This window comes from Streptomyces sp. NPDC093984 (genome assembly GCF_044764595.1).
In the GTDB taxonomy this organism is placed as follows: domain Bacteria; phylum Actinomycetota; class Actinomycetes; order Streptomycetales; family Streptomycetaceae; genus Streptomyces; species Streptomyces cynarae.
Genome location: NZ_JBIWIM010000002.1, coordinates 905,258 through 927,468 on the forward strand (window position 1 = coordinate 905,258; position 22,211 = coordinate 927,468).

Annotated in this window: 19 protein-coding genes; 6 read left to right on the top strand and 13 right to left on the bottom strand. The window is 71.8% G+C overall.

Annotated elements, in window-relative coordinates:
- Positions 1 to 272 precede the first annotated feature (272 nt).
- Positions 273 to 2,780: an ATP-binding protein gene (locus ACIRC0_RS11950; RefSeq protein WP_403614542.1), complete on the top strand. Its 2,508-nt coding sequence runs from the start codon at positions 273 to 275 to the stop codon at positions 2,778 to 2,780.
- An 82-nt stretch (positions 2,781 to 2,862) separates the two neighbouring features.
- Here the strand turns inward: ACIRC0_RS11950 and nucS are convergent, their stop codons facing one another.
- A complete protein-coding gene (gene nucS, locus ACIRC0_RS11955) occupies positions 2,863 to 3,534 on the bottom strand; it encodes an endonuclease NucS (protein ID WP_103838620.1) in 672 nt (223 codons plus the stop codon).
- 281 nt (positions 3,535 to 3,815) lie between these two features.
- Between nucS and ACIRC0_RS11960 the strand changes: the two genes are divergently transcribed.
- Complete coding sequence (locus ACIRC0_RS11960) at positions 3,816 to 4,208, top strand: SCO5389 family protein (protein ID WP_403614544.1); 393 nt, start codon at positions 3,816 to 3,818, stop codon at positions 4,206 to 4,208.
- 120 nt (positions 4,209 to 4,328) lie between these two features.
- Here the strand turns inward: ACIRC0_RS11960 and ACIRC0_RS11965 are convergent, their stop codons facing one another.
- Positions 4,329 to 5,357 (bottom strand): LLM class flavin-dependent oxidoreductase, encoded by a 1,029-nt coding sequence (locus tag ACIRC0_RS11965; protein ID WP_403614546.1) that lies wholly within the window; start codon positions 5,355 to 5,357, stop codon positions 4,329 to 4,331.
- Positions 5,358 to 5,578: 221 nt separating this feature from the next.
- Here ACIRC0_RS11965 and ACIRC0_RS11970 point away from each other — a divergent pair, with 221 nt between their 5' ends.
- Positions 5,579 to 5,908: an ATP/GTP-binding protein gene (locus tag ACIRC0_RS11970; protein ID WP_403614548.1), complete on the top strand. Its 330-nt coding sequence runs from the start codon at positions 5,579 to 5,581 to the stop codon at positions 5,906 to 5,908.
- A gap of 16 nt (positions 5,909 to 5,924) precedes the next feature.
- Here the strand turns inward: ACIRC0_RS11970 and ACIRC0_RS11975 are convergent, their stop codons facing one another.
- From ACIRC0_RS11975 to mce, 7 genes are all read right to left on the bottom strand, one after another.
- The gene (locus tag ACIRC0_RS11975) at positions 5,925 to 6,794 is read right to left on the bottom strand and encodes an ABC transporter permease subunit (RefSeq protein ID WP_403614551.1); all 870 of its coding nucleotides are present in this window, start codon (positions 6,792 to 6,794) and stop codon (positions 5,925 to 5,927) included.
- Complete coding sequence (locus ACIRC0_RS11980; RefSeq protein WP_403614554.1) at positions 6,791 to 8,032, bottom strand: ABC transporter ATP-binding protein; 1,242 nt, start codon at positions 8,030 to 8,032, stop codon at positions 6,791 to 6,793. Before ACIRC0_RS11980 ends, ACIRC0_RS11975 begins: the two co-directional genes overlap by 4 nt.
- 113 nt (positions 8,033 to 8,145) lie before the next feature.
- Positions 8,146 to 8,934, bottom strand: coding sequence for an ABC transporter permease subunit (locus ACIRC0_RS11985; protein ID WP_403614557.1), 789 nt, complete (start codon positions 8,932 to 8,934; stop codon positions 8,146 to 8,148).
- A 2-nt stretch (positions 8,935 to 8,936) separates the two neighbouring features.
- Positions 8,937 to 9,887 (bottom strand): ABC transporter ATP-binding protein, encoded by a 951-nt coding sequence (locus tag ACIRC0_RS11990; RefSeq protein ID WP_403614560.1) that lies wholly within the window; start codon positions 9,885 to 9,887, stop codon positions 8,937 to 8,939.
- Between the two features lie 86 nt (positions 9,888 to 9,973).
- Positions 9,974 to 10,909, bottom strand: a complete 936-nt coding sequence (locus tag ACIRC0_RS11995; RefSeq protein ID WP_200419358.1) for a cellulose-binding protein — start codon at positions 10,907 to 10,909, stop codon at positions 9,974 to 9,976.
- A gap of 181 nt (positions 10,910 to 11,090) precedes the next feature.
- A complete protein-coding gene (scy, locus tag ACIRC0_RS12000; protein ID WP_403614564.1) occupies positions 11,091 to 14,939 on the bottom strand; it encodes a polarized growth protein Scy in 3,849 nt (1,282 codons plus the stop codon).
- A gap of 233 nt (positions 14,940 to 15,172) precedes the next feature.
- The gene (gene mce / locus ACIRC0_RS12005) at positions 15,173 to 15,613 is read right to left on the bottom strand and encodes a methylmalonyl-CoA epimerase (protein ID WP_403614567.1); all 441 of its coding nucleotides are present in this window, start codon (positions 15,611 to 15,613) and stop codon (positions 15,173 to 15,175) included.
- A 148-nt stretch (positions 15,614 to 15,761) separates the two neighbouring features.
- Here mce and ACIRC0_RS12010 point away from each other — a divergent pair, with 148 nt between their 5' ends.
- From ACIRC0_RS12010 to ACIRC0_RS12020, 3 genes are all read left to right on the top strand, one after another.
- On the top strand, positions 15,762 to 16,964 hold the full coding sequence (locus tag ACIRC0_RS12010) for an acetyl-CoA C-acetyltransferase (RefSeq protein WP_403614570.1): 1,203 nt from the start codon (positions 15,762 to 15,764) through the stop codon (positions 16,962 to 16,964).
- Positions 16,965 to 17,012: 48 nt separating this feature from the next.
- The gene (gene meaB / locus ACIRC0_RS12015) at positions 17,013 to 17,969 is read left to right on the top strand and encodes a methylmalonyl Co-A mutase-associated GTPase MeaB (RefSeq protein ID WP_103838630.1); all 957 of its coding nucleotides are present in this window, start codon (positions 17,013 to 17,015) and stop codon (positions 17,967 to 17,969) included.
- Positions 17,970 to 18,157: 188 nt separating this feature from the next.
- Positions 18,158 to 19,432: an MFS transporter gene (locus tag ACIRC0_RS12020; RefSeq protein ID WP_403614573.1), complete on the top strand. Its 1,275-nt coding sequence runs from the start codon at positions 18,158 to 18,160 to the stop codon at positions 19,430 to 19,432.
- A gap of 33 nt (positions 19,433 to 19,465) precedes the next feature.
- Here ACIRC0_RS12020 and ACIRC0_RS12025 read toward each other — a convergent pair whose 3' ends face one another.
- The 4 genes from ACIRC0_RS12025 to ACIRC0_RS12040 form a co-directional block, all read right to left on the bottom strand.
- Positions 19,466 to 19,942 carry a MarR family winged helix-turn-helix transcriptional regulator gene (locus tag ACIRC0_RS12025; RefSeq protein ID WP_403614575.1) on the bottom strand — a complete coding sequence of 159 codons (477 nt, stop codon included), beginning with the start codon at positions 19,940 to 19,942 and terminating at the stop codon, positions 19,466 to 19,468.
- Between the two features lie 92 nt (positions 19,943 to 20,034).
- Positions 20,035 to 20,829 carry an AIM24 family protein gene (locus tag ACIRC0_RS12030; RefSeq protein WP_403614577.1) on the bottom strand — a complete coding sequence of 265 codons (795 nt, stop codon included), beginning with the start codon at positions 20,827 to 20,829 and terminating at the stop codon, positions 20,035 to 20,037.
- Positions 20,826 to 21,476 carry an AIM24 family protein gene (locus ACIRC0_RS12035; RefSeq protein WP_403614578.1) on the bottom strand — a complete coding sequence of 217 codons (651 nt, stop codon included), beginning with the start codon at positions 21,474 to 21,476 and terminating at the stop codon, positions 20,826 to 20,828. Before ACIRC0_RS12035 ends, ACIRC0_RS12030 begins: the two co-directional genes overlap by 4 nt.
- Before the next feature lies 1 nt (position 21,477).
- The gene (locus ACIRC0_RS12040) at positions 21,478 to 22,110 is read right to left on the bottom strand and encodes an AIM24 family protein (RefSeq protein WP_200419462.1); all 633 of its coding nucleotides are present in this window, start codon (positions 22,108 to 22,110) and stop codon (positions 21,478 to 21,480) included.
- Positions 22,111 to 22,211 lie beyond the last annotated feature (101 nt).

Here is a 22,211-nt window from a genome sequence, read left to right on the forward strand (position 1 = left end):
GCACGGGTTTCACCGGCGCGACACGGGTGACCCGGAGACCGGCCCGCAGGGGTGAACGCCGACGAAACGTGCGTCGCGCGCAATCCTCACGAGACTGTGATGTCTCGGACGGCGCGGTACCCCGGCCTGTCGGAGATACTGACCGAAGGTTTAGGGTTCGGCTGCCCGCCGCCCTCAGGCCCTCGAGCGGGCACCGGACCAGAAGCGACAGCGCAGTGTGCGGCAAGGCCGGGAGGGGCTCAGCACACGACGCTTTTGGGGGGCTTGGACCTATGGACCCGAACAACGCGGGACCCCAGCAGTACGGCCGGGACGGCGCTGGCGACGCGCCGGGCCGGCGACCGCCGCGGGACCCCATCACACCCGACTTCGGACAGCCGGCACCGGCACTCGCCCGTACCGTCCAGCTCGTGACGGGCGACCTCCTGCTCACCGTCAACCCCGTCGACGGCAGCGAGATCGAGGTGTGCCCGCCCGGGGAGCGCCCCGCGCGCCCGGCCAAGTACACCGCCGACGAGCGCAGCGGCCGCGAGCGCGCCGCCAGGCCGCCCGTACCGCCCGGGCCCTCGCAGGCACGGCTGCCGCTGCTCGAGCGCCAGGAGGAGCGCGAGCGGCTGGTGCGGCTGCTCGCCCGCGGCCGCTCGGTCCGGCTCACCGGACCCTCCGGATCCGGCCGCACCACGCTCCTCGACGTCGTCGCCGAGGACTGCGCGGATCTCGCGCCCGACGGCGTCGTACGCCTGACCGGCTACCGGCGCACCACCGGCGACCTGCTGTACGACCTCTTCGCCGCCGTTTACAAGGCGCCTGGGCACCGGCCCGACCGGGAGGAGCTGCTCGAGTACGTCCGCGAGATCGGCGCCGTCGTCGTCCTTGACGATCTGGAGTTCGGCGGCAGCGCCCTCGACGAGCTGCTTGACGCCACACCCGAGTGCGCGTTCCTGCTCTCCGCCACGCCCGACGTGCCGGCGCCCTCCGCCGACTCGCACGTGGAGGAGGTCTTCCTCGGCGGGCTCGCCCGCGCCGGAGGCCTGGAACTCCTCGAACACGCCGTCGGCCGCGACCTCACCGAGGACGAGGCGAACTGGGCGGGCGACCTGTGGTTCGAGTCCGAGGGACTGCCGCTGCGCTTCGTGCAGGCCGGGGCGCTGCTCAGACAGCGCGACCGGCAGCGGGCCGACGAGGGCGCCGTCGACGAGTTCGGCGTCTTCCAGGACGTCGACGTCCCCGTCGACGCGCCCTTCGACGCCGTAGACGGCCGTGACGTGCCGCTGCCGTCGCTCGCCGAGGCCGCCGCGCCCGCCCCGCTGCTGGCCTCCCGGCTCAGCGCCTCCGCGCGCGAGACGCTGAAGTTCGCGGTCGCGCTCGGCGGAGAGGTGCCGCACCAGACGCACCTGCCGGCCCTCGTCGACGACACCCACGCGGACGCGGCGCTCGCCGAACTCGTCGGCTGCGCCCTGGTCTCCCCGGTCGGCTCCCGCTACCGGCTCGCGGCGGGGGTGCTGACCCAGCTGGAGGCCGCCGGATACGCGACCGGCGCGGAGGAGTACGCGCTCAAGGCCGCCCAGCACTACTCCTGGTGGGCCGGGCACCCCTCGGTCACGCCCGAGAGGGTCTCCGCGGAGGCCGACGCCATACTGGCCGCGCTGACCGCCCTCGTACCCGTCACCTCCCCCAAGCTCTCGCCTTCGCTCGAGCAGGGGGGACCCCCATCGCCCGCCGAGGGCGAGGACAGCGCAGCGGTACGACTGGCCCGGCAGGCGGCGCCCGCCCTGGCCGCGGGGCTGCACTGGGGCGCCTGGGAGCGGGCACTGCGCTCCGGCGCGGAGGCGTCCCGGCTGGCCGGTGAGGTCGGCGAGCAGGCCTACTTCCACCACGAGCTGGGCGTCCTCGCGCTCTGCGGCGGACAGCTCGACCGGGCGCGGGCCGAGCTGGAGGCGTCCATCGGGCTGCGCGGCGCCCTCGCCGACAAGCGCGGCACGGTCGCGGGGCGGCGCGCCCTGGCGCTGGTCGCCGACCGCTCCGGTGAGACACCGCCCGGTGTGGAGCTGCCCGCGGAACCGACGCCGCCGACCGGCTTCCTGGTGCCCACGCCCTCCGACGACATGGGGACCCTGCTCACCCGGCAGGCACCGGCCCGCCCGTCCGGCGGCCTGCGAGGCGTGGCCAAGGGCACCCGGCGCAACCTGGTGGCCGCGGGCGCGGGCGCGGCGCTGGTCGCGGTGCTCGGCACGGTGGTCACGCTCGGCATGACGTCCAACAACGACGGCAAGGCCCCGGCGGACCAGGTCCGCGTGGGCCCGTCGGCAAGCCAGGGCACGGACGGCGCAGGCTTGGACGCGGACAAGGCGGGCGACGACTCGGGAGGGAAGGCCGGTTCGGGCTCGGTGGGCGCGGCGACGGCGAAGGCTTCCGGCGGCGCCGGCACGCCCGGTACCACGGACAGCCCGACGCCGGGCAGCACTGGTGACGTGCCGTCGGGCAACCCCACGGGGACGCAGGGGACGACTCCCTCCAAGTCGCCGTCGAAGCCGCCTTCCACGTCGCCTACGAAGCCGTCGACGCCGCCTACGAAGTCGTCGAGCCCTGCCCCCACTCCAACCCCCACGAACTCCGGGCCGAGCACGTCCACGCCCCCGGCGCCCACCACGAGCACGCCGAGTACTTCCAACTCGGCCAGCGGCCCGGCCTCCAGCGCCCCCGCCACGTCGAGCAGCTCGGCCAGCGCCCCCACCACCACCGGCTCCGGCACCCCGAGCAGCACCGGCACGGTGATGTAGCGCCCCGGCGACGTAAGAGGGCCGAGTCCGCCTCCCGGACCCGGCCCTCCGTCGTCGTACCGTCCCTCGGGACGAACCGCCCTCAGAACAGGCGGAGCTTGTCGTCCTCGATGCCCCTCAGGGCGTCGTAGTCCAGCACCGCACAGCTGATCCCGCGGTCCGTGGCCAGCACGCGGGCCTGCGGCTTGATCTCCTGGGCCGCGAAGATCCCGCGCACCGGCGCGAGGTGCGGGTCGCGGTTCAGGAGCTCCAGGTAGCGCGTGAGCTGTTCCACGCCGTCGATCTCGCCGCGCCGTTTGATCTCCACCGCCACGGTCTGCCCCTCGGCGTCCCGGCACAGGATGTCCACCGGCCCGATCGCCGTCATGTACTCGCGGCGGATCAGCGTGTAGCCCTCACCGAGGGTCTCGATGCGGTCGGCGAGCAGTTCCTGAAGGTGTGCTTCCACGCCGTCCTTGATCAGCCCCGGGTCGACGCCGAGTTCGTGCGAGGAGTCGTGGAGGATCTCCTCCATCGTGATGATCAGTTTCTCGCCCGTCTTGTTGATCACGGTCCACACGCCCTCCTCGTCGCCCGAACCCTCCTTCAGCGTGCAGGGCGGCGACATCCAGTTGAGGGGCTTGTAGGCACGGTCGTCCGCGTGGATCGAGACGCTTCCGTCCGCCTTCACCAGGATCAGGCGGGGAGCGGAGGGGAGGTGGGCGGTGAGACGGCCCGCGTAGTCGACGGAACACCGGGCAATGACGAGACGCATGGTCGGCAACGCTACTCGACGTCCCCGTCCGCACGCGATTCGACCTTGTGCGGGCCGGCCGCCGGGGCTCCTCCCTTTTTCCCGAGATGCCCCCGTTCGGCAATGGCTGGTTGTGTGCCCAGTGGGATTTCGCTGTGTTCGCATTTTCCTGGTGCCGCCATCGGCGGTTGCCTACCGTAGTAAACAGGAGGTCGCGAGGTGTGTACTCAGCGTGTTCGATATCGCGAACTCCCTTACCTGTCCATCAACCCCTGTTGTCTCGGGGTGCGAGAGGAGAACCCATGTCGCTCGACGTCTCACCGGCCCTACTCGAACAGGCCGAGCGAGGCGAGGTCGATGAAGCGGACTTCGTCGACTGCGTCCGGACCTCCCTGCCCTATGCGTGGGAGATGATCAGCTCCCTGGTGGCCCAGCTGAAGGTGGACGGCGGTGACTTCGCCGACAACCAGACGCCCCCGCCGGACGAGCAGGCACGTGGACAGCTGCTGCGCGCGCTCGCGAGCGACGCGATACGCGGCGCGTTGCAGCGGCACTTCGGAGTGCGCCTGGCGTTCCAGAACTGCCACCGAGTGGCGGTGTTCCCGCTGGACTCCTCGGTGGACGACAGGCTGGCCCGCTTCACCTCGGTCCGCAGTCAGCTCCTCAACCAGTCACCGGAGCTGCGCGACTGCTGAGACCCCGAAGTCGTACGGCTTGCCGCTCCGTGCGCGGGAAGTGCATCGGTTCCGGAGCGGCAAGCTCCCGCGTGTGCAGCAAGGCGGCGAGCTCCCGCATCCGTGACCGGCCCGGTGGGTTCAGCGGAGGTGGGGGAGTACCTCGGCGCCCAGCCTGCGGACGTTCTCCACCGTCGCCGCAAGGTCGCCGGAGCCCTCGACGAGCAGCGCGAAGCGTGTGATGCCGGTCCGCTCGGAGGTCGCCGCGAGCCGGTCGGCGCACAGCCGCGGGGTGCCCACCGGGTGCAGCCCGCAGAGCAGTTCGGTGTACGCGAGCGGGTCCCGCATCGCGCGGGCCCGCCCGTCCACCGTCACATGCGCGTCGAGCCCCTGTTTCAGCCAGCCTGGCATCGCCTTCGTCAGTGCCTCGACGGCGTCGGTGCGCCGGTCGGCGATCTGGCAGACACCGGCCGAGACATGGGCGGCGTCGGCGATCGTGTCGCCGTCGACTCCGGCCGCCCGCGCGTGACTCCGCCACAGCGCGACCATGTCCGCCTTCTCCTCGTCCCCGACGTGCATGCCGAGCAGCATCGGCAGCCCGCGCTCGGCAGCCAGCCGTACGCTCGCCGGAGAGGTGCAGGCGACGACGACCTCCGGGCCCCCAGTGTCCGTGAGCGACTCAGACGGGCGCGGGACGACCGGGACTTCACGGAAGGTGAATCGTTCCCCCGCGGCGGCGACGGACGGTTCGCGCAGCCAGCGCACCAGCAGATCGAGTGATTCCGGGAAGCCCGTCTCGTACGCCTTCAGGCCCGCGCCGAACACCTCCAGGTCCACCCACGGTCCGCCGCGTCCCACCCCGAGCGAGAACCGCCCGCCGGAGGTGATGTGCAGCAGAGCGGCCTGCTCGCCGAGTGCCACCGGGTGCGCGGTGGGCAGGACGCTCACCGCCGTGCCGACCCGGATGCGGCGGGTGCGGCCCAGCAGGAGGGCAGCCAGCGTGATCGCCGACGGGCAGGTCCCGTAGGGCACGAAGTGGTGCTCGGCCAGCCACACCGTGTCCAGGCCAGCCTCCTCGGCGGCCTCGGCCGAGCGCACCGCGCGGTGCAGCGCCTCCCCTTGGCCCTGTCCCGGAAACTGGGCCGCCAGTACAAAACTTCCAACGCGCATCGCACTTCCTGCTTTCCTGGCTCCGACGCGGAGCTCCCCCACGCGGCATAACTGCCTGACATGTGCCCAAGTCACGGGCTGGCGGAGAGATTTGCGGATTGTCTGCCGAATGGGCCGGTGGGGGGCGGATCCGTGGAGTCGGTGACGTACGCGTACCCCCGTCGGCGCCGCGTAGGCTGGATGGGGCCGCTTGCTTCCTGTATAGCCCTGTGAGGTGTCCCGTGTCCCCGCGTCGCAACCGACCCAAGGGCCCAGGCTCGTCCGGCCGGAGCGCGGACGACGACAGGGAGCGGTACGGCGGCTGGCAGTCCACCGAGAGCTGGCAGGGCGAGGAGTGGAGCGTGCGCCATGTGGCGGGCGCGAGCGCCGACGGCAAGACCTACCGGTGCCCCGGCTGCGACCAGGTGATCTCCTCGGGCGTCCCGCACGTGGTGGCCTGGCCCGAGTTCGCGGGGGTGGACGAACGCCGGCACTGGCACAAGTCCTGCTGGAACGCGAAGGACCGCCGCACCACGCGGGTGCAGCGGTCCCGTAACGCGCCGAAGTACTGAGGCCGGGGCCCGGGGCCTACACGTCCCGCCGCTCCAGCAGCAGCCAGGCGCCGGCGAAGGCGACGGCCGCGAGGCCGAGGACGATCCACACCGGCTCCCAGCCCGTGGGGCCCGAGCCGCCCAGGGAGTCGCCGTACAGGGCGCTGAGCTGGCTCGGGATCGAGTACTCCAGCAGGAACCTCTGCAGGCCCCGCATCGACTCCGAGAACAGGAACATCGCGATGACCAGCGGGGCGAGCACCAGGCCGATCATGATGGTGATGGCCCCCGCCGAGTGCCGGATGACGGAGCCCACGAACAGCGAGAGCAGGCCGAGCAGCGCCACGTACAGGCCGATGCCGACCGTCCCCTTCAGCCACTCCATGCCGGTGGGCTGGGCCAGGCCGTAGCTCTTCAGCATGGCTGTCTGGATGATGCCGACGAGCAGCGCGGACACCGTCGTGATCACGAACGCCACGGCGAAGAACACGATCGCCTTCGCCAGCAGCACCCTGGTCCGGCTCGGGCACGCGGTCATGGTCGTCCGGATCATCCCGGTGCCGTACTCGGAGGCGGTGGTCAGCACGCCGAGCGTGATGATGCAGATGCTGCCGGTCAGGACTCCGCCGATCCCGAGGCCCAGCGGTGAGTTGCCCTCCAGGCGGGCATCCGAGGCGGCGGCGATGGCGGCGAACAGCGTCCCGATGCCGATCATGAGGACGAGGAAGACACCCAGCGTCCAGATCGTGGAGCGCACCGACCTGATCTTCGTCCACTCCGAGGCGAGGGCGTGTCCGAGGTGGGTGCGCACCACGGGGATCGGCGAGGTGTAGGTGGGGTACGCGGAACCGGGCGCCGCCTGCCAGGTGGGCGCGGCCTGCGGCATGGGGGGCTGGGGCGTGCTCATCGGGCGTCCTCGGACTTGGTCGGGTCGGCAGCGGCAGCGGCGGTGGCGTCGGCGGTGGGCGCCTGCGGGGCGGCGGGGGCCGGTGCCCGGTCCTGGGGCGCCGGCTGCGCGTAGGGGTTCGGCTGCTGCCCGGCGGACGGTGCGGCCGGGGCGGCGTACGGCCCCGTGGGCGGCTGCCCGGGCTGCCCCGGCATGGAGAACGGCTGTCCGCCCTGCTGCGGCGGCGGTGGGGCGTACCAGCCCGGCTGGCCCTGGCCCGGCACCGGGACCGGCGGCTGGACGCCGGGCGGCACCGGCTGCATCAGGCCCGCCTTCTGGTCGATGCTCGAGCGGTAGTCGACGGCTCCCTGCGTCATCCGCATGTACGCCTCCTCGAGCGAGGCCTGGTGCGGCGACAGTTCCCACAGGCGTACGTCGGTGTCGTGCGCGATGTCGCTGATGCGGGGCAGCGGCAGCCCGGTGACCCGCAGCGCGCCGTCCTGCTCGGGCAGCACGTGCCCGCCCGCCTCGGTGAGCGCGGCCGTCAGCTTCTCCCGCTGCTGCGGCTCGGTGTCGGGGGTGCGGACGCGGGCGAAGTCGGCGGAGTTGGCGGAGATGAAGTCCTTGACGCTCATGTCGGCGAGCAGCTGCCCGCGCCCGATCACGATCAGGTGGTCGGCGGTGAGCGCCATCTCGCTCATCAGGTGCGAGGAGACGAAGACCGTACGGCCCTCGGCCGCGAGGGACTTCATCAGGTTGCGGACCCACAGGATGCCCTCGGGGTCGAGGCCGTTGACCGGTTCGTCGAACAGCAGCACCTGAGGGTCGCCGAGCAGCGCGGCGGCGATGCCGAGCCGCTGTCCCATACCGAGCGAGAAGCCCTTGGACCGCTTTCCGGCCACCTCCTGCAGGCCCACGACGGCCAGCACCTCGTCCACGCGGCGGGCCGGGATGCCGGAGAGCTGGGCGAGGGACAGCAGATGGTTGCGGGCGGCCCGGCCGCCGTGCACGGCCTTGGCGTCGAGCAGGGCGCCGACCTGGCGGGGCGCGTTGGGCAGCTTGCGGTACGGGTAGCCGCCGATCGTCACCGTCCCCGAGGTCGGGTTGTCCAGGCCGAGGATCATCCGCATGGTCGTCGACTTGCCCGAGCCGTTCGGCCCGAGGAAGCCGGTGACGGCTCCCGGCCGCACCTGGAAGGAGAGGTTGTACACAGCGGTCTTGTCGCCGTAGCGCTTGGTCAGGCCGACTGCCTCGATCATGCTCCGCACCCATCGCAAGGTTCAGCACAGCGGGGCGCACGCCCCCCGTAAGGGTTAGGAGGATATCGGGGCGCTGACGGTTCCGCCCAAGGGCAGGTAAAAACCACCGGCGGTCAGGCGTCGCGTCGTTTCAGCAGGACATAGCCGCCGGCGAGCGCCGCGATCACCCACAGCGCCATGATCCCGAGGCCGCCCCAGGGCCCGTACGGGGTGTCGTCTCCGGCCGTGGGGACGACCTGCATGATTCTGCTGCCCGCCTGGTCCGGCAGGAAGCGGCCGATCTTCTTCGTCGCCGAGACATGGCCCAGGATGTTCGAGATCAGGAAGAAGAACGGCATCAGGATGCCGAGCGACAGCATGGGCGAGCGCAGCATCGTGGCGACCCCCATCGAGAACACCGCGATGAGCGTCATGTACAGCCCGGCGCCGATGACCGCGCGCAGCACCCCGGGGTCGCCGATCGACGCCCGGTGCGGGCCGAGCATCGCCTGGCCGAGGAGGAAGGCGACGAAACCGGTGACCAGTCCGACGACGAGGGCGAGCGCGGTCGCCACCGCGATCTTGCCGGACAGGAAGGTGCCGCGCTGGGGGACCGCGGCCAGCGAGGTGCGGATCATGCCGGTGCTGTACTCGTTCGACACGACCAGCACCCCGAACACGATCATCGCGAGCTGACCGAGGCTCATCCCGGCGAAGCTGATGAACGTCGGGTCGAAGGTGAGCCGCTCCCGCGGGCCCACGCTGTCGAACTCGTTCCGGGTCAGCGCCGAGATCAGCATGCCCAGGGCGACGGTGACGACCAGCGCGACGGACAGCGTCCACACCGTGGACGCCACCGACCGGATCTTGGTCCACTCGGACCTGAGGACCTGCACGCGGACCTGGACCTCGGTGGCCGCCATGGTCAGGCTCCCCTCTTCCAGTCGGCTCCCCACTCCCCGGCGGGCGCGTCCGCGCGGGCGTGGTACTCCACCGACGCGGCCGTCAGTTGCATGAACGCCTCCTCCAGCGATGCCTGCTGGGTGCTCAGCTCGTGCAGCACGATGTGGTGCCGGGCCGCCAGCTCGCCGATCAGCTCGGCCTTGCCGCCGTCCACCTCCAGCGCCCCGCTGCCCGTCTCGACGACCGTGACGCCCGCCTCGTGCGCGACGTCGAGCAGCCGCTCGCGCTGCGGTGAACGAATGCGCACATACGCGCGCGAGTTGCGCCGGATGAAGTCGGCTATGGAGGTGTCGGCGAGCAGCCGTCCCTGTCCGATGACCACCAGATGGTCGGCGGTCAGCGCCATCTCGCTCATCAGGTGGCTGGAGACGAACACCGTCCGGCCCTGCGCCGCCAGCGATTTCATCAGGCTCCGGATCCAGTGGATGCCCTCGGGGTCGAGGCCGTTGACCGGCTCGTCGAACATCAGGATCCGCGGATCGCCGAGCAGCGCCGCCGCGATGCCGAGCCGCTGGGCCATGCCGAGCGAGAAGCCCTTGGCCTTCTTACGGGCCACGGAGGTCAGCCCCACCGTGTCCAGGACCTCGTGCACCCGGGAGGTGGGGATGCCGTTGCTCTGCGCCAGGTACAGCAGATGGTTCCAGGCGCTGCGCCCGCCGTGCACGGCCTTCGCGTCGAGCAGGGCGCCGATGGACCGCAGCGGGTTCTTGAGCCGGTCGTAGTGCCTGCCGTCGATACGGACGTCGCCGGCGGTGGGGTGGTCGAGCCCGAGCACCATCCGCATGGTGGTGGACTTACCGGCGCCGTTCGGACCGAGGAAGCCCGTGACGACGCCCGGTCTGACGGTGAACGTGAGGCCGTCGACCGCCACTTTGTCGCCGTACCGCTTGGTCAGCCCCTCGAGCTCGATCATGCGGCCCACGCTAAAACGGCGCAAAGCCCCCCGCCACTTGACTGGCGGAGGGCTTCGCGGATGTTCAGACGCCGTACGGCCCGGTGTTACCGGGACTGCTGCGCCGGGACCCCGCGGGAGATCGGCTCGTCCTCGGCCGGCGTGCCGGTCGCGGCGACCGCGGCGCCCGTGAGCGTCGCCAGCATCTCGCGCACGTTGGTGAGCTGGGCGTTGATGGAGTCGCGACGGTTCGTCAGCGCCGCCAGCTCGCGCTCGGATTCCGAACGGATGCGGTCGGCCTTGGCGTTCGCGTCCGCGACGATGTCCTCGGCCTGGCGCTGGGCCGTCTCCACCGTCTGGCGGGCGCGGCGCTCGGCGTCCGTGCGCAGCTTCTCCGCCTCCAGGCGCAGCTGCTCGGCGCGGTGCTCGATCTCCGCGAGGCGCTTCTCCGCCTTGGCCTGACGGGACGCCAGGTCCCGCTCGGACTGCTCACGCCGCTTGGCGAGGTTCGTCTCGAAGTCGGCGGCGGCCTGCGCGGCCTTGGCGCGGGTCTCCTCGAAGAGGGCGTCCGCCTCCTCGCGCTTGGACTGGGCGTCCTTCTGGGCCTCGGCACGCAGCTGAGAGGCGTCGCTCTTGGCCTTCTCGACGATGCGGATGCCCTCTTCCTCGGCCTTGGCCTTGCGGTCCGCCGCGAACGACTCCGCGTCGTTGCGCACCTGCTGGGCGGCCGACTCCGCGAGTTCGCGGTGCTGCTCGGCGGCGCGGCGGGCCTCCTCGCGCAGGTCCTTGGCCTCTTCCTCGGCGAGGCGGAGGATCTTCTCGACGCGCGCGCCGAGACCCGCGTAGGACGGCTCCGCGTCGCTGACGGCGGCCTGGGCGTTCTGCGTCTCGAGGTGGAGCTCCTCGATGCGCTTCTCCAGGGCGGTGATGCGGGCGAGAGCACTGTCACGGTCGGAGACGAGCTTGGAGATTCGTTCGTCCACCTGAGCGCGGTCGTACCCACGCCGCACAAGCTCGAAGCCGTAGGGGGAAGTGTCGCTCATGGGGTTCCTGTCGAATGAGACCGGTGAGGTGATAGGGGAATCCTAGGGCGCAAAGCGGCGTGTCATCGAGCGGATGCGTGTTTGATCTGGAGAATGACACTCCTTTTGAGTGGCTGAGCTGTCGGGGGGCTTGCCAGGAGCTGTACGAAGCCCCCTGGCAAGCATAGAACGGCGCTTCTGGCTAGCTTTCTGACGTCTTGCCACCCGAACGAGGTGCACCCACGGTGGCGCCCGCCTTGACACCCGAGTCCTTGCCGACGGACGGCGCCTCGAAGGACTCGAGCGCCTCCAGGACGTCCTGGACACGGGAGATCTCCGCGTTGATGTCCTCCCGCCGGCGCACCAGGATCTCCAGCTCCCGCTTGCCCTCCTCGACGGCCTTGCGGGCCTCGCGGATCGCCTCGGCCTTGATCTGCTCGGCCTCGGCGACCAGCGTGGCCTTCTTCTGCTCGGCCTCCTTCAGCAGCCCCTCGGCCTTCTTGACGGCGGCGATACGGACCTTGCCCGCCTCGGAGTTGGCCTCCGACAGCAGTTCCTTGGCCTGGGCCTTGGCCTTCTCCAGCTGCTCCTCGGCGGCCTTGACCAGTGCGTCGCACCGCTCGCCCGCCGACTTCATCGCCTCGGCCGACTCGCGCCGCGCCCGCTCGTGCAGCTCCTCGATCTCGGCGGTGATGCGCTCGCGCAGCTCCTGAGCGCGCTCCCGGATCTGGGTGGCGTCCCGGCGCGCGCCGACGAGCAGTTCGTCCGCGTCCGCCCTGGCCCGCTCCACCAGGGTGTTGCCCTCGACCGTCGCCTCGGCGACCAGACGGTCGGCCTCCGTGCGGGCGGCACCCACCATCGTGTCGGCCTGCGCCTCGGCGTCCGCGGTCGTCTTGCGGGCGCTCTGCTGGGCCTCCGTGAGGAGCTTGTCGGCCTCGGCGGCGGTCTCCGTGATGAGCTTGTCCACCTGCTCGGCCGCCTCGGAGCGCCGCTTGTTGGCGTCCTTGCGGGCCTCGTCCAGGGTGCGCTCGGCCTCCTCGCGGGCCGCTGTCGTGATCCGCTCCGCCTCCGCCTCCGCGTCCGCCTTGACCCGCTCCGACTCGGTGCGGATCCGCTCGGCGTGCGCCTGCGCGGAGCCGACCGTCTCGGCGGCCTCGGCACGCAGCCGCTCCGCCTCGTCGGTGGCGTCCGACAGCAGCTTCTCCGCCTTGGCCACGGACTCCGCGCGCACCCGCTCGGCCTCGGCGGCGGTCTCCGTGGTGAGTCGCTCGGCCTCCGCGCGCGCCTCGGTGATGAGGGTGTCCGCCTGCGTGGCCGCGTCCGACCGGATCCGGTTGGCGTCCTCCCGGGCCTCCGCACGGGTGCGCACCGCTGCCTGGTCGGCCTCGGCGAGAGTGTCCGATGCCTCGGTCCGCACGCGCTGCGCGTGCTCGGCGGCGTCCGTACGGAGCCGCTCCGCCTCGGCGATCGCCTCCGAGACCGTCCGCTCCGCCAGCGCCTTGGCGGCCTCGGACTCCTCGGTGGCCTGCCGCCGGATGCGGTTCGCGTCCTCGGTGGCCCGCTCGCGCTCCGCGTAGGCGTCGGAGCGGACCCGGTCGGCCTCCTCCTGCGCCTCGATGCGCGTACGCTCCGCCGCGTGCTCGGCGGCCGAGCGCAGGCCGGTGATCTCCTCCTGCGCCTGCTCGTGGAGCCCGGCCACGGAGTCCCGCACCTGCTGGGCGTGCTGTTCGGCCGCCGACACCATCTCCGTGGCGCGCCGGTCGGCCTCTTCCACCAGCCGTACGGCCTCGGCCTGGGCCTCCTCGACCCGGCCGCGCGCCACCGCGAGCAGCTCCTCGCTCTGCTCCCGGGCGCGCTCGCGCTCCTGGTCGGCCTCCTGGCGGGCGGCGCCGAGGAGTTCCTCGGCCTCCCGGCGGCGCCGGGCGGCCTCCTCCTGGGCGGCGGCCAGCGTCTCCGAGGCCTCCGCGCTCAGCCGCTCGGCCGCGGCCTGCGCCTCCGCGCGGACCCGGTCGGCGGTGTCCTGCGCCTCCGACTTCAGCCGCTCGGCCTCGGCCGCCGCCTCCGAGCGCAGCCGGACGGCGATGGCCTCGCCCTCCGCGCGCGAGGCCGACGCGTCCGAGGCGGCCTCGGTGCGCAGCCGCTCGGCCTCGGCCTCGGCCTGCGCCTGCAGCGTACGAATGCGCTCGGAGGACTCCGTGCGCAGGCGGTCGGTCTCCTCGACGGCCTCCCGGCGGATCCGCTCCGCCTCCGCACGGGCGTCGGAGAGGGCCTGCTCGGCCGAGGCGAGCCGCTGCTCGGCCTCCGACTGCAGGCGGGCCAGCTCCTCGGCGGCCTCCGCGCGGCGGGCCTCCACGGCCCGCTCGCTCTCCTCGCGCAGGGCGCGCGCGACCTTCTCGGCCTCTTCCTTGATCGCGTCCGCCAGCTCGACGGCCTCGGCGCGCTGGGTCTCGGCCTCCTTGCGGGTGCGCTCCAGGGTCTCCTCGGCCTGGCGGCGCAGCATCGAGGCGCGTTCGATGGCCTCGGTGCGGACCTTCTCGCTGTCGGCGGTGGCGGTGGTGCGCAGCTCGTCCGCGTCGGCCTTCGCCTTGGCGAGCAGCTCCTCGGCGGTCTTGGCCGCCTCCTCGATCTGCTGGACGGCCTCGCGGCGCGCCTCGGCGCGGATCTTCTCGCCCTCGGCGACGGCCTCGGCGCGCAGCTGCTCGGCCTCGCCGCGCAGCCGGCGGGCCTCCTCCTGCAGCTCGACGGTCTTGGCGCGGTACTCCTTGGTGTCGTCCTTGGCGGCGCCCTTGAGCTGCTCGGCGATGTCGTGCGCCTCGGCACGCAGGCGGTCCGCCTCGGCCTCGGCCTCCTTGCGGATACGGTCGGCCTCCTCGGCGGCGGCCTTGGTGGTCGCCGCGGCGTCCTGGGACGCCTTGTTGAGGACCTCCTCCGCCGTACGGGCCGCCTTGCCGAGCTGGGAGGCGGTCTCCTCGGCCGTGATCGTGCGGGCCTTCTCGGCGGCCTCCGCGACGATCTTCTCGGCCTCGGCGCGCGCGTCCGCGACGACCTGCTCGGCCTCGGCCTTGGTGGCCTCGGCCTCCTTGGTGGCCTCGCTGACCAGCCGGGCGACCTGCTCCTTGGCGGTACGGGTGCGCTGCTCGCCCTCCGTCTCGGCGCTCGAAAGGGCCTTGGCGGCGGCCTCCTTGGCCTCCGCGACGACCTTGTCGGCCTGGGCGCGCGCCTCGCGCAGCGCGGCCTCCGCCTCGGCCATCCGCTGCTCGGCGGCCCGGCTCAGCTCGGACGCCTGCCGGCGGGCGGCCTCCGACTCGGTGGCGGAGCTGGAGCGCAGCTGTTCGGCGTGGTCGGTGGCCTCCTGGGCCTGGGTGGAGGCGGCGTTCAGCAGCCGCTCGGCGTCCGCGCGGGCGCGGCGCAGGATCTGGTCGGCCTCCGCACGGGCGGACTCGGCGTCGCTCTGCAGCCGCTGCCGGGCCTCGGCGACCAGCCGCTCGGCCTCGGCGCGGGCGGCGGCGAGGGCCTGCTCGGCCTCGGCGCGGGACTCCTCGACCAGGCGGCGGGCCTGGGCCTCGGAGCGGGCGCGCAGCTGCTCCGCCCAGGCCACGTTCTCGTTGACGTGCGACTCGACGGTCGCCCGGCGCTCGGCCAGCTCCTGGTCGAGCTGCTGGCGGCGGGCGACCGCCTCGGCGTGCAGCTCCGCCTGGAGGCGGGCGGCCTGCTCGGCGTGCTCCTGGAGGATGCGCTGGGTCTGCGCGCGAGCCTGGCTCAGCTCGCGCTCGGCCTCCGCCCGCAGCTGGTCCGCCTGCATCTGGGCGGTGCGCAGCATCTGCTCGGCCTGGTAGCCGATGTCGGCCCCGTCGTACGCGGGACGGGACATGAGGGTGCGGCGCGCCTCGTGCAGCTTGGCGCGCAGCACCTCGACCTGGTAGCCGAGGTCCTCGGCGTGCTGGATCGCCTTTTCCCGCTCGGTCTTCAGCCGCTCCATCTCGGCCTCGAACCGAGAGAGGTGGTCGACGTCAGCCGCCGGCTCTCGCTCCTGGCGTTCGTAGCCCCGCACTGCGCGGTCCCATCCGTCCCCTGGTCGCAAGTCTCTCCAAACGAGCTCCGTCCATCCGCCGAACGGGGCCCCCGGGGAATGGTGTCAGATCAACGGCGGAGCATGGGCTGCTGCCCCGGCGCTCGTCCCCCGAAACCCGGACCCCGGCACGTCCCGCCGGTTTCACGGCGGGACCCGGTCGCCCTGGTGGAGCGGCGACCGCCCCCAACCCTACCGGCCCCTATGTACGGGAGTCAGTGCTCAGGTGTCTCAACGGCCGCCGATGTGACCAGTTCTGTGAGAACGCCATGGCAGTCCTTGGGGTGCAGGAAGGTGATCCGCGAGCCCATGGAGCCGCGCCGCGGCTCGTCGTAGAGCACCCGCACGCCCTTGTCCCTGATCTCGGCGGAGTCGCCGTCCACGTCCGCCGTGCCGAAGGCGATGTGGTGCACGCCCTCGCCGTTCTTCGCTAGCCACTTGGCGACGGTGGAGTCCTCGCGGATGGGTTCCAGCAGCTGCAGGTAGGAGGCGCCGCCGTCGTCCGTGTTGTTGATCTTCAGCATGGCCTCGCGGACACCCTGTTCCTCGTTGACCTCGGTGTGGAACACGGAGAAGCCGTACGTCGAGGTGTAGAACTCGACGGTCTTCTCGAGGTCGAAACAGGCGATTCCGATGTGGTCGATTCGCGTCAGCATGGATTCAGTGCAGCGCTCCTGGAGTGGTTACGCAACGTGCGCGCGATCACACTGACAGCCCGGTGACGGTTTGCCCTACCGCTCAGTACATTCGAAGTAAACCCTCGTTCACTCCTCGGCTGTGCAGGCCGGAAGGGGATCGCAGCTCATGTCTGGAACGAACAGCACGACCAGCGTCATCGTCGCGGGGGCGCGCACCCCGATGGGGCGGCTGCTCGGCTCGCTGAAGTCCTTCTCCGGAGCCGACCTCGGCGGCTTCGCGATCAAGGCCGCCCTCGACCGTGCGGGGATCGGTGGCGACCAGGTGCAGTACGTCATCATGGGCCAGGTGCTCCAGGCCGGGGCCGGGCAGATCCCGGCACGCCAGGCCGCGGTCAAGGCGGGCATCCCGATGAGCGTCCCGGCCCTGACGATCAACAAGGTGTGTCTGTCGGGTCTCGACGCCATCGCGCTCGCGGACCAGTTGATCCGTGCGGGTGAGTTCGACGTGATCGTCGCGGGCGGGCAGGAGTCCATGACCAACGCCCCCCACCTGCTGCCGAAGTCCCGGGACGGCTTCAAGTACGGCGCGGTCCAGATGCTGGACGCGATGGCGTACGACGGGCTGACCGACTCCTTCGAGGGCATCGCCATGGGCGAGTCCACGGAGAAGCACAACACCCGACTCGGCATCGGCCGCCAGGAGCAGGACGAGATCGCCGCCCTCTCCCACCAGCGGGCCGCCGCCGCCCAGAAGAACGGCGTCTTCGAGGCGGAGATCACCCCCGTGGAGATCCCGCAGCGCAAGGGCGAGCCGGTCGTCTTCGCCAAGGACGAGGGCATCCGTGGCGACACGACGGTGGAGTCGCTGGGCAAGCTGCGGCCGGCGTTCAGCAAGGACGGCACGATCACGGCCGGTTCCTCCTCGCAGATCTCGGACGGTGCGGCGGCCGTGGTCGTGATGAGCAAGGCCAAGGCGCAGGAGCTGGGCCTGGACTGGATCGCGGAGATCGGCGCCCACGGCAACGTGGCGGGGCCGGACAACTCCCTGCAGTCGCAGCCGTCGAACGCGATCCTGCACGCCCTGAAGAAGGAGGGCCTGGAGGTCGCCGACCTCGACCTGATCGAGATCAACGAGGCCTTCGCGGCGGTCGCCGTGCAGTCAATGAAGGACCTTGGGGTTTCCACCGAAAAGGTGAATGTCAATGGCGGTGCCATTGCCCTGGGTCACCCGATCGGGATGTCCGGCGCCCGGCTCGTCCTGCACCTCGCCCTGGAGCTGAAGCGGCGCGGTGGCGGCGTGGGCGCGGCGGCGCTGTGCGGGGGCGGCGGCCAGGGTGACGCGCTGATCGTGCGGGTACCCAAGGCCTGAGCACCCTCGAACCGACCTCTTCCGCGTGAACACGTGAACGGAGCTGTGATGCAGGACGTCTCCTCGCTGGTGGCCCAGGCCAGGGAAGGCCGACCGCGGGCCGTGGCCCGGCTGATCTCCCTGGTGGAGGGGGCGTCCCCGCAGCTCAGGGAGGTCATGGCGGCGTTGGCCCCGCTGACGGGCAACGCATACGTGGTGGGCCTCACGGGGTCGCCGGGCGTCGGCAAGTCCACGTCCACGTCGGCGCTCGTGACCGCGTACCGCAAGCAGGGCAAGCGGGTCGGCGTGCTCGCCGTCGACCCGTCCTCGCCCTTCTCGGGCGGCGCGCTGCTCGGCGACCGGGTCCGGATGTCGGAGCACGCCTCCGACCCCGGCGTGTACATCCGCTCGATGGCCACCCGCGGCCACCTGGGCGGCCTGGCGTGGGCGGCTCCGCAGGCGATCCGGGTCCTGGACGCGGCGGGCTGCGACGTGATCCTGGTGGAGACGGTCGGTGTCGGCCAGTCGGAGGTCGAGATCGCCTCCCAGGCGGACACCTCGGTCGTCCTGCTGGCCCCCGGGATGGGGGACGGCATCCAGGCGGCGAAGGCGGGCATCCTCGAGATCGGTGACGTGTACGTCGTCAACAAGGCCGACCGGGACGGCGCGGACGCCACCGCGCGTGAGCTGAACCACATGCTGGGCCTCGGCGAGTCGCGGGCTCCCGGCGACTGGCGCCCGCCGATCGTGAAGACGGTCGCGGCCCGCGCCGAGGGCGTCGACGAGGTCGTGGAGGCGCTGGAGAAGCACCGGGCGTGGATGGAGGAGCGGGGCGTCCTGGCGGAGCGCCGGCTCTCCCGCGCGGCCCACGAGGTCGAGACGATCGCCGTGACGGCCCTGAGGGAACGCATCGGCGACCTCCACGGAGACCGCCGCCTGAGCGCCCTGGCGGAACGCATCGTCGCGGGGGAGCTGGACCCGTACCGGGCGGCGGACGAGCTGGTGGCGGGGCTCACGCAGGGCTGACGGAAAAGTGTGTGGTCCGCACTCGGGTGCGTTGATACCTTGATCCGCATGTTCCGCCTCTTGGCCTAGGGCCGCCCAGGACCGCGATCGACGAGCAGCAGCTGCTCTGGTCGTCGCGGCATTCCGGCGTCCCCTCATCGCCTCGAGCCGAGGACTTCCGCGTGTCTGCGCCTCCTTCCGCTGCCTCCGTGCGGCCTTCCTACGCCGCCGTTCTCCGTGCCCCGCACGTCCGCCGTACCCTCGCCGCCTCCCTGGTCGCGCGGCTGTCGTACGGGACGGCTCCCCTCTCCGTGATGCTCGCCGTGACCCGGGCGAGCGGGTCCTACGCCGTGGCCGGGACGGTCCTGGCGCTGTTCGGGGCCACGACGGTCCTGCTGTCACCGCTGAGGGCGGCGTTCGTCGACCGCTACGGGCCCCGGCGGGCGCTGCTGTCGATGGCCCTGCTGTACGCCTGCGTCCTGGGCCTGCTCGCGGTGGTCAGCCGGCGGCCCGGGGCCCCGGCGCTGCTGCTGTGCGCCCTGGGCACCGCCGCCGGGGTCTTTCCGCCTCCGCTCGGGCCCACCGTGCGGGCCGTGTGGAGCGCCCTCTTCGACGACCGCCGGCTGGTGCAGCGGGCGTACGGACTGGATGCCGTGGTCGAGGAGCTGACCTTCGTCACGGGCCCGCTGCTGGTCGGCACGGCGGTCCGGTATGCGCCACCGGCGGCCGGAGTGGCGCTGAGCGCGCTGTTGGTGACGGCCGGGACGATCGCCTTCGTCACCTCCCCGGGGGTGGCGCGTGTGCGGCCGCCCGCGGGGACACCGGCGCGCCCGCACGGGCGGCTGCGGGGTGTGCGGGGACTGGCGCAGCCGGTGCTCGTGGCCGCGGGCGCCGGACTGGCCGTCGGCGCGCTGGACCTCCTGGTCATGGCGTTCGCCGAGCAGCGGGGGCATGGCGACGACGTGGTGGCCTGGGTGCTCGCGGCGCTGTCCGCGGGCAGCGCGGTCGGCGGGCTGCTGAACGGGGCGGTCGAGTGGCGGGGGAGCGCCCGGGTGCGCCTGCCGCTGCTGGGCGCGGGTCTGGGGCTGGCGGTGGCGGCGGCGGGGCTCGCCCCGGGCCTCGGCGTCCTCACGGCGACGGTGGTCTGCGGGGGCCTGTTCATCGCCCCGGCCCTGACGACGTCGTACCTGCTCGCGGACGAGTCGTCCCCCGAGGGCTTCTCCACCCGGGCGGGTGCCTGGGTGAACATGGCCGTGAACGGCGGCATCTCGGCGGGCTCCGCAGCGGCAGGGGCGTTGCTGGGGCATCTGCCGCTGGAGTGGTGCTTCGCGGTGCCGGGGGCGGTCACAGTGGCTGCCGCGGGTCTGGCCGGCTGCCTGGGGTCCACGGGTGGGTACAGGAAAGGCCGCGGTGGCCGTCCCCGCGCCCGAAGGGGCGCGGGGAACTGCGCGACCAGCCCCGACGGGCCCGCGGACGAGCACTGACGCGCGCCCCCCACGGCTCCACCCGGCGCAGCGCTACGGCTTGCCCCGCTGCCCCCGCAGATGTTCCGCGATGGGTCGCAGGGACTTGTGGAGGTGTTCCAGGTCGTCCGGGGGCAGCAGGTCGATGAAGTGGCGCCGCACGGACGCCACGTGGTGTGGCGCGACCTTCTTCATCGTCTCCATGCCGTGGTCCGTCAGGACCGCGTACAGACCCCGGCGGTCGGACTCGCAGTTCTCCCGGCGTACCAGGTCCGCGTTCTCCATACGGGTGATCTGGTGCGAGAGCCGGCTCTTGGACTGGAGGGTGGCGGCCGCGAGGTCGCTCATCCGCATTCGCAGGCCCTCCGACTCCGAGAGGTTCACCAGGATCTCGTAGTCGTTCATCGTCAGGCCGAACGGCTGCAGATCCCTTTCCAGCTGATAGGTCAGCAGCTTGTTGACCTCCAAGTGGGTGCGCCAGGCGCACTGTTCCGCATCCGTCAGCCAGCGCGTGGCCGTCTCGGTCTCCATAAGTGAAGTCTACCTAAAAGGTTGAAAGGCGAACTAGTGAGGGTGGTGTGACTGTGCGCACGCGTTCGACGTCACACTCCGCAGACTACCGCTCACAGCCCGAAGCGACGCTGGAGGTCCCCCAGCTGTCCGGGAAGACGCGGTGTCCCCGGCTGCCCCTGGTGGCCGGGTACCCCACCGCCGCCCGGCACGCCGGGCTCCTGCGGAACCACCCCCGTGTCCTGCTCCGCCATCAGCGTCTCCGTGGACTGCAGCAGCACCGTGCCCGCCCCGACGAACTCGAACTGGTGCTCCTCCCCGGAGGCCCCGCCGAGCCCCGTCATCGCACGTAGACCGCCCCATACGCCCGTGAGATACCCATGGTCGTAGTGGTGGCACGGCGAGGGGCAGTCCGCCCAGCCGACCAGCGCCTGCGGGTCCACCCGGATCGGGGGTTCCATGAACACCACCGGACCGTTGGACGCGGCCACGAACTTCCCGGTTCCGATGAGCGTGAGGAAGCCGGGAATGATCGACTGCTTCAGCGACAGACTTGGCTGAAAAGCGAGCAGGTTGCCCGAGCGAATGGTCAGATTGCCGTCCTCGAGGTCGTACGAATTCACGTCGAAGGTCCGGTCGGCGAGCAGCATCTTGCCCGAGCCCTCCGCCACCACCCAGTCGCTCGCGTGCAGTGGCGAATGGAACGACGTACGGACGAGACGGTCCAGACGGCCGTGCCCGATGCCGTTGAACTCCATCGAGCCGTAGTAGGCGATCATCTTGCCCTTCTGCAGGAACCACTGGCTCCCCTTGAGCTCCACGCAGAAGGTGTACTTGTCGACGTTGTCGTCGGCCGGCAGCGTCATCGGGTCGTACACGACGGGCCCCGCGCCCGGGTAGGTGGTCACAGCTTCTCCTCCGACGCCTGCACGTACACCACACCACTGCCGCTCAGCTCCAGCTGGAACGCCTCGCCGGAGCCGCGGCCCACCATGTCGCGCCAGCCGAGCGCGGTGGACAGCTTGTTCCGCACGTCGCCGTGGTGCGCGACATACGCCTGGGGGTCGACGTGGACCGGGCGCTGCGGGGTGATCGGCACCTCGAAGACTCCGCCGTGCGCCATGACGGCGACCGCGCCGTGCCCCGTCAGGGTGGTCGTGAACAGGCCCTGGCCGGTGACCTGGCCCCGCACCAGCCCCATGACGCCGCCCTGGGAGCCCATGAACATCGTGCCCTGCTGGAGGGTGCCCTCGAAGGCGAGCAGCCGGTCCGCCTCGACGCACAGCGTGTCGCCGGTCAGGTTGATCACCTGGATGTGGTGGCCGCCGTGCCCGAACAGCACCGTGCCGCTGCCCTCGACCGTCATCAGCGGCGTCGCCTCGCCCGCGATGCGGCGGCCGACCATCGACATGACCCCGCCCTGGCCGCCCTGGATGTTGGGCGTGAAGGAGACGTCGCCCTTGTAGGCGAGCATCGCGCCGCGCTGGCTGAACAGCCGTTGCCCGGGGATCACCGTCGCCTCGATCATCTTGGAGTTCACTTCGCGGAAGGCCATGTCAGAGGTCCCCCGCGATCGTGTTGCGCTCGCTGGGCTGCACGTACACCAGTCCGTCCCCCTCGAAGCGGATCTGGAAGGCCTCACCGCCGCCCTCGCCGAGGAATGTGCGGAACGTCACGCCCGACTGGAACGACTGCCGCAGGTTCCCCTGGTGCGCGACGTACGCGCCCGGGTCGACGGTCAGCGGGTACTGCGCGCTGACCCGCAGCACCACCGCCGGGCCGTCCGACATGATCGCCGCCTGGCCGTGGCCCTCGACCGTCGTCGTGAACAGGCCGTTGCCCTGCGAGGCGCCGCGCAGGCCGGTGAACGTCGTGCCCGTGCGCAGGCCGGCGTCCGTCGCGAGCAGGTTGCTCGACTCGACGAACAGCTTGTCCCCCTGGAGGCTGACGAGGTTGATCTCGGACGCCCGGTCCGCGAACCAGCACGTCCCGTGCCCCTTCACCTCCATCACGGTCATCTGCTCGCCGGTGAGCCGCCGGGTCACCATCCCCCGGATGCCCTCACCGCCGCCGGTGAGCTTCTTGAAGGTCATCTGGCCGTCGTACGCGACCATGGAGCCGTTCTTCGCCTTCACGCCGTCCCCGGTCATGTCGACGGCCAGCACCTTGCTGCCTTGGAGTCGGAACATCGCCACGGAGCGAAGGTAACGGCCGGGTGGGCGCAGCGGACAGAGCCCGAAGGTGGATCCGCACCCTGAGACCACCCCTAGGGGTGTCCAGCGGGCGGGTA

Bases quoted from the DNA above. Each gene is read 5' to 3' on its own strand.
- ACIRC0_RS11950 (WP_403614542.1), top strand. From the start codon at position 273: ATGGACCCGAACAACGCGGGACCCCAGCAGTACGGCCGGGACGGCGCT.
- nucS (WP_103838620.1), bottom strand. From the start codon at position 3,534: ATGCGTCTCGTCATTGCCCGGTGTTCCGTCGACTACGCGGGCCGTCTC.
- ACIRC0_RS11960 (WP_403614544.1), top strand. From the start codon at position 3,816: ATGTCGCTCGACGTCTCACCGGCCCTACTCGAACAGGCCGAGCGAGGC.
- ACIRC0_RS11965 (WP_403614546.1), bottom strand. From the start codon at position 5,357: ATGCGCGTTGGAAGTTTTGTACTGGCGGCCCAGTTTCCGGGACAGGGC.
- ACIRC0_RS11975 (WP_403614551.1), bottom strand. From the start codon at position 6,794: ATGAGCACGCCCCAGCCCCCCATGCCGCAGGCCGCGCCCACCTGGCAG.
- ACIRC0_RS11980 (WP_403614554.1), bottom strand. From the start codon at position 8,032: ATGATCGAGGCAGTCGGCCTGACCAAGCGCTACGGCGACAAGACCGCT.
- ACIRC0_RS11985 (WP_403614557.1), bottom strand. From the start codon at position 8,934: ATGGCGGCCACCGAGGTCCAGGTCCGCGTGCAGGTCCTCAGGTCCGAG.
- ACIRC0_RS11990 (WP_403614560.1), bottom strand. From the start codon at position 9,887: ATGATCGAGCTCGAGGGGCTGACCAAGCGGTACGGCGACAAAGTGGCG.
- ACIRC0_RS11995 (WP_200419358.1), bottom strand. From the start codon at position 10,909: ATGAGCGACACTTCCCCCTACGGCTTCGAGCTTGTGCGGCGTGGGTAC.
- mce (WP_403614567.1), bottom strand. From the start codon at position 15,613: ATGCTGACGCGAATCGACCACATCGGAATCGCCTGTTTCGACCTCGAG.
- ACIRC0_RS12010 (WP_403614570.1), top strand. From the start codon at position 15,762: ATGTCTGGAACGAACAGCACGACCAGCGTCATCGTCGCGGGGGCGCGC.
- meaB (WP_103838630.1), top strand. From the start codon at position 17,013: ATGCAGGACGTCTCCTCGCTGGTGGCCCAGGCCAGGGAAGGCCGACCG.
- ACIRC0_RS12025 (WP_403614575.1), bottom strand. From the start codon at position 19,942: ATGGAGACCGAGACGGCCACGCGCTGGCTGACGGATGCGGAACAGTGC.
- ACIRC0_RS12035 (WP_403614578.1), bottom strand. From the start codon at position 21,476: ATGGCCTTCCGCGAAGTGAACTCCAAGATGATCGAGGCGACGGTGATC.
- ACIRC0_RS12040 (WP_200419462.1), bottom strand. From the start codon at position 22,110: ATGTTCCGACTCCAAGGCAGCAAGGTGCTGGCCGTCGACATGACCGGG.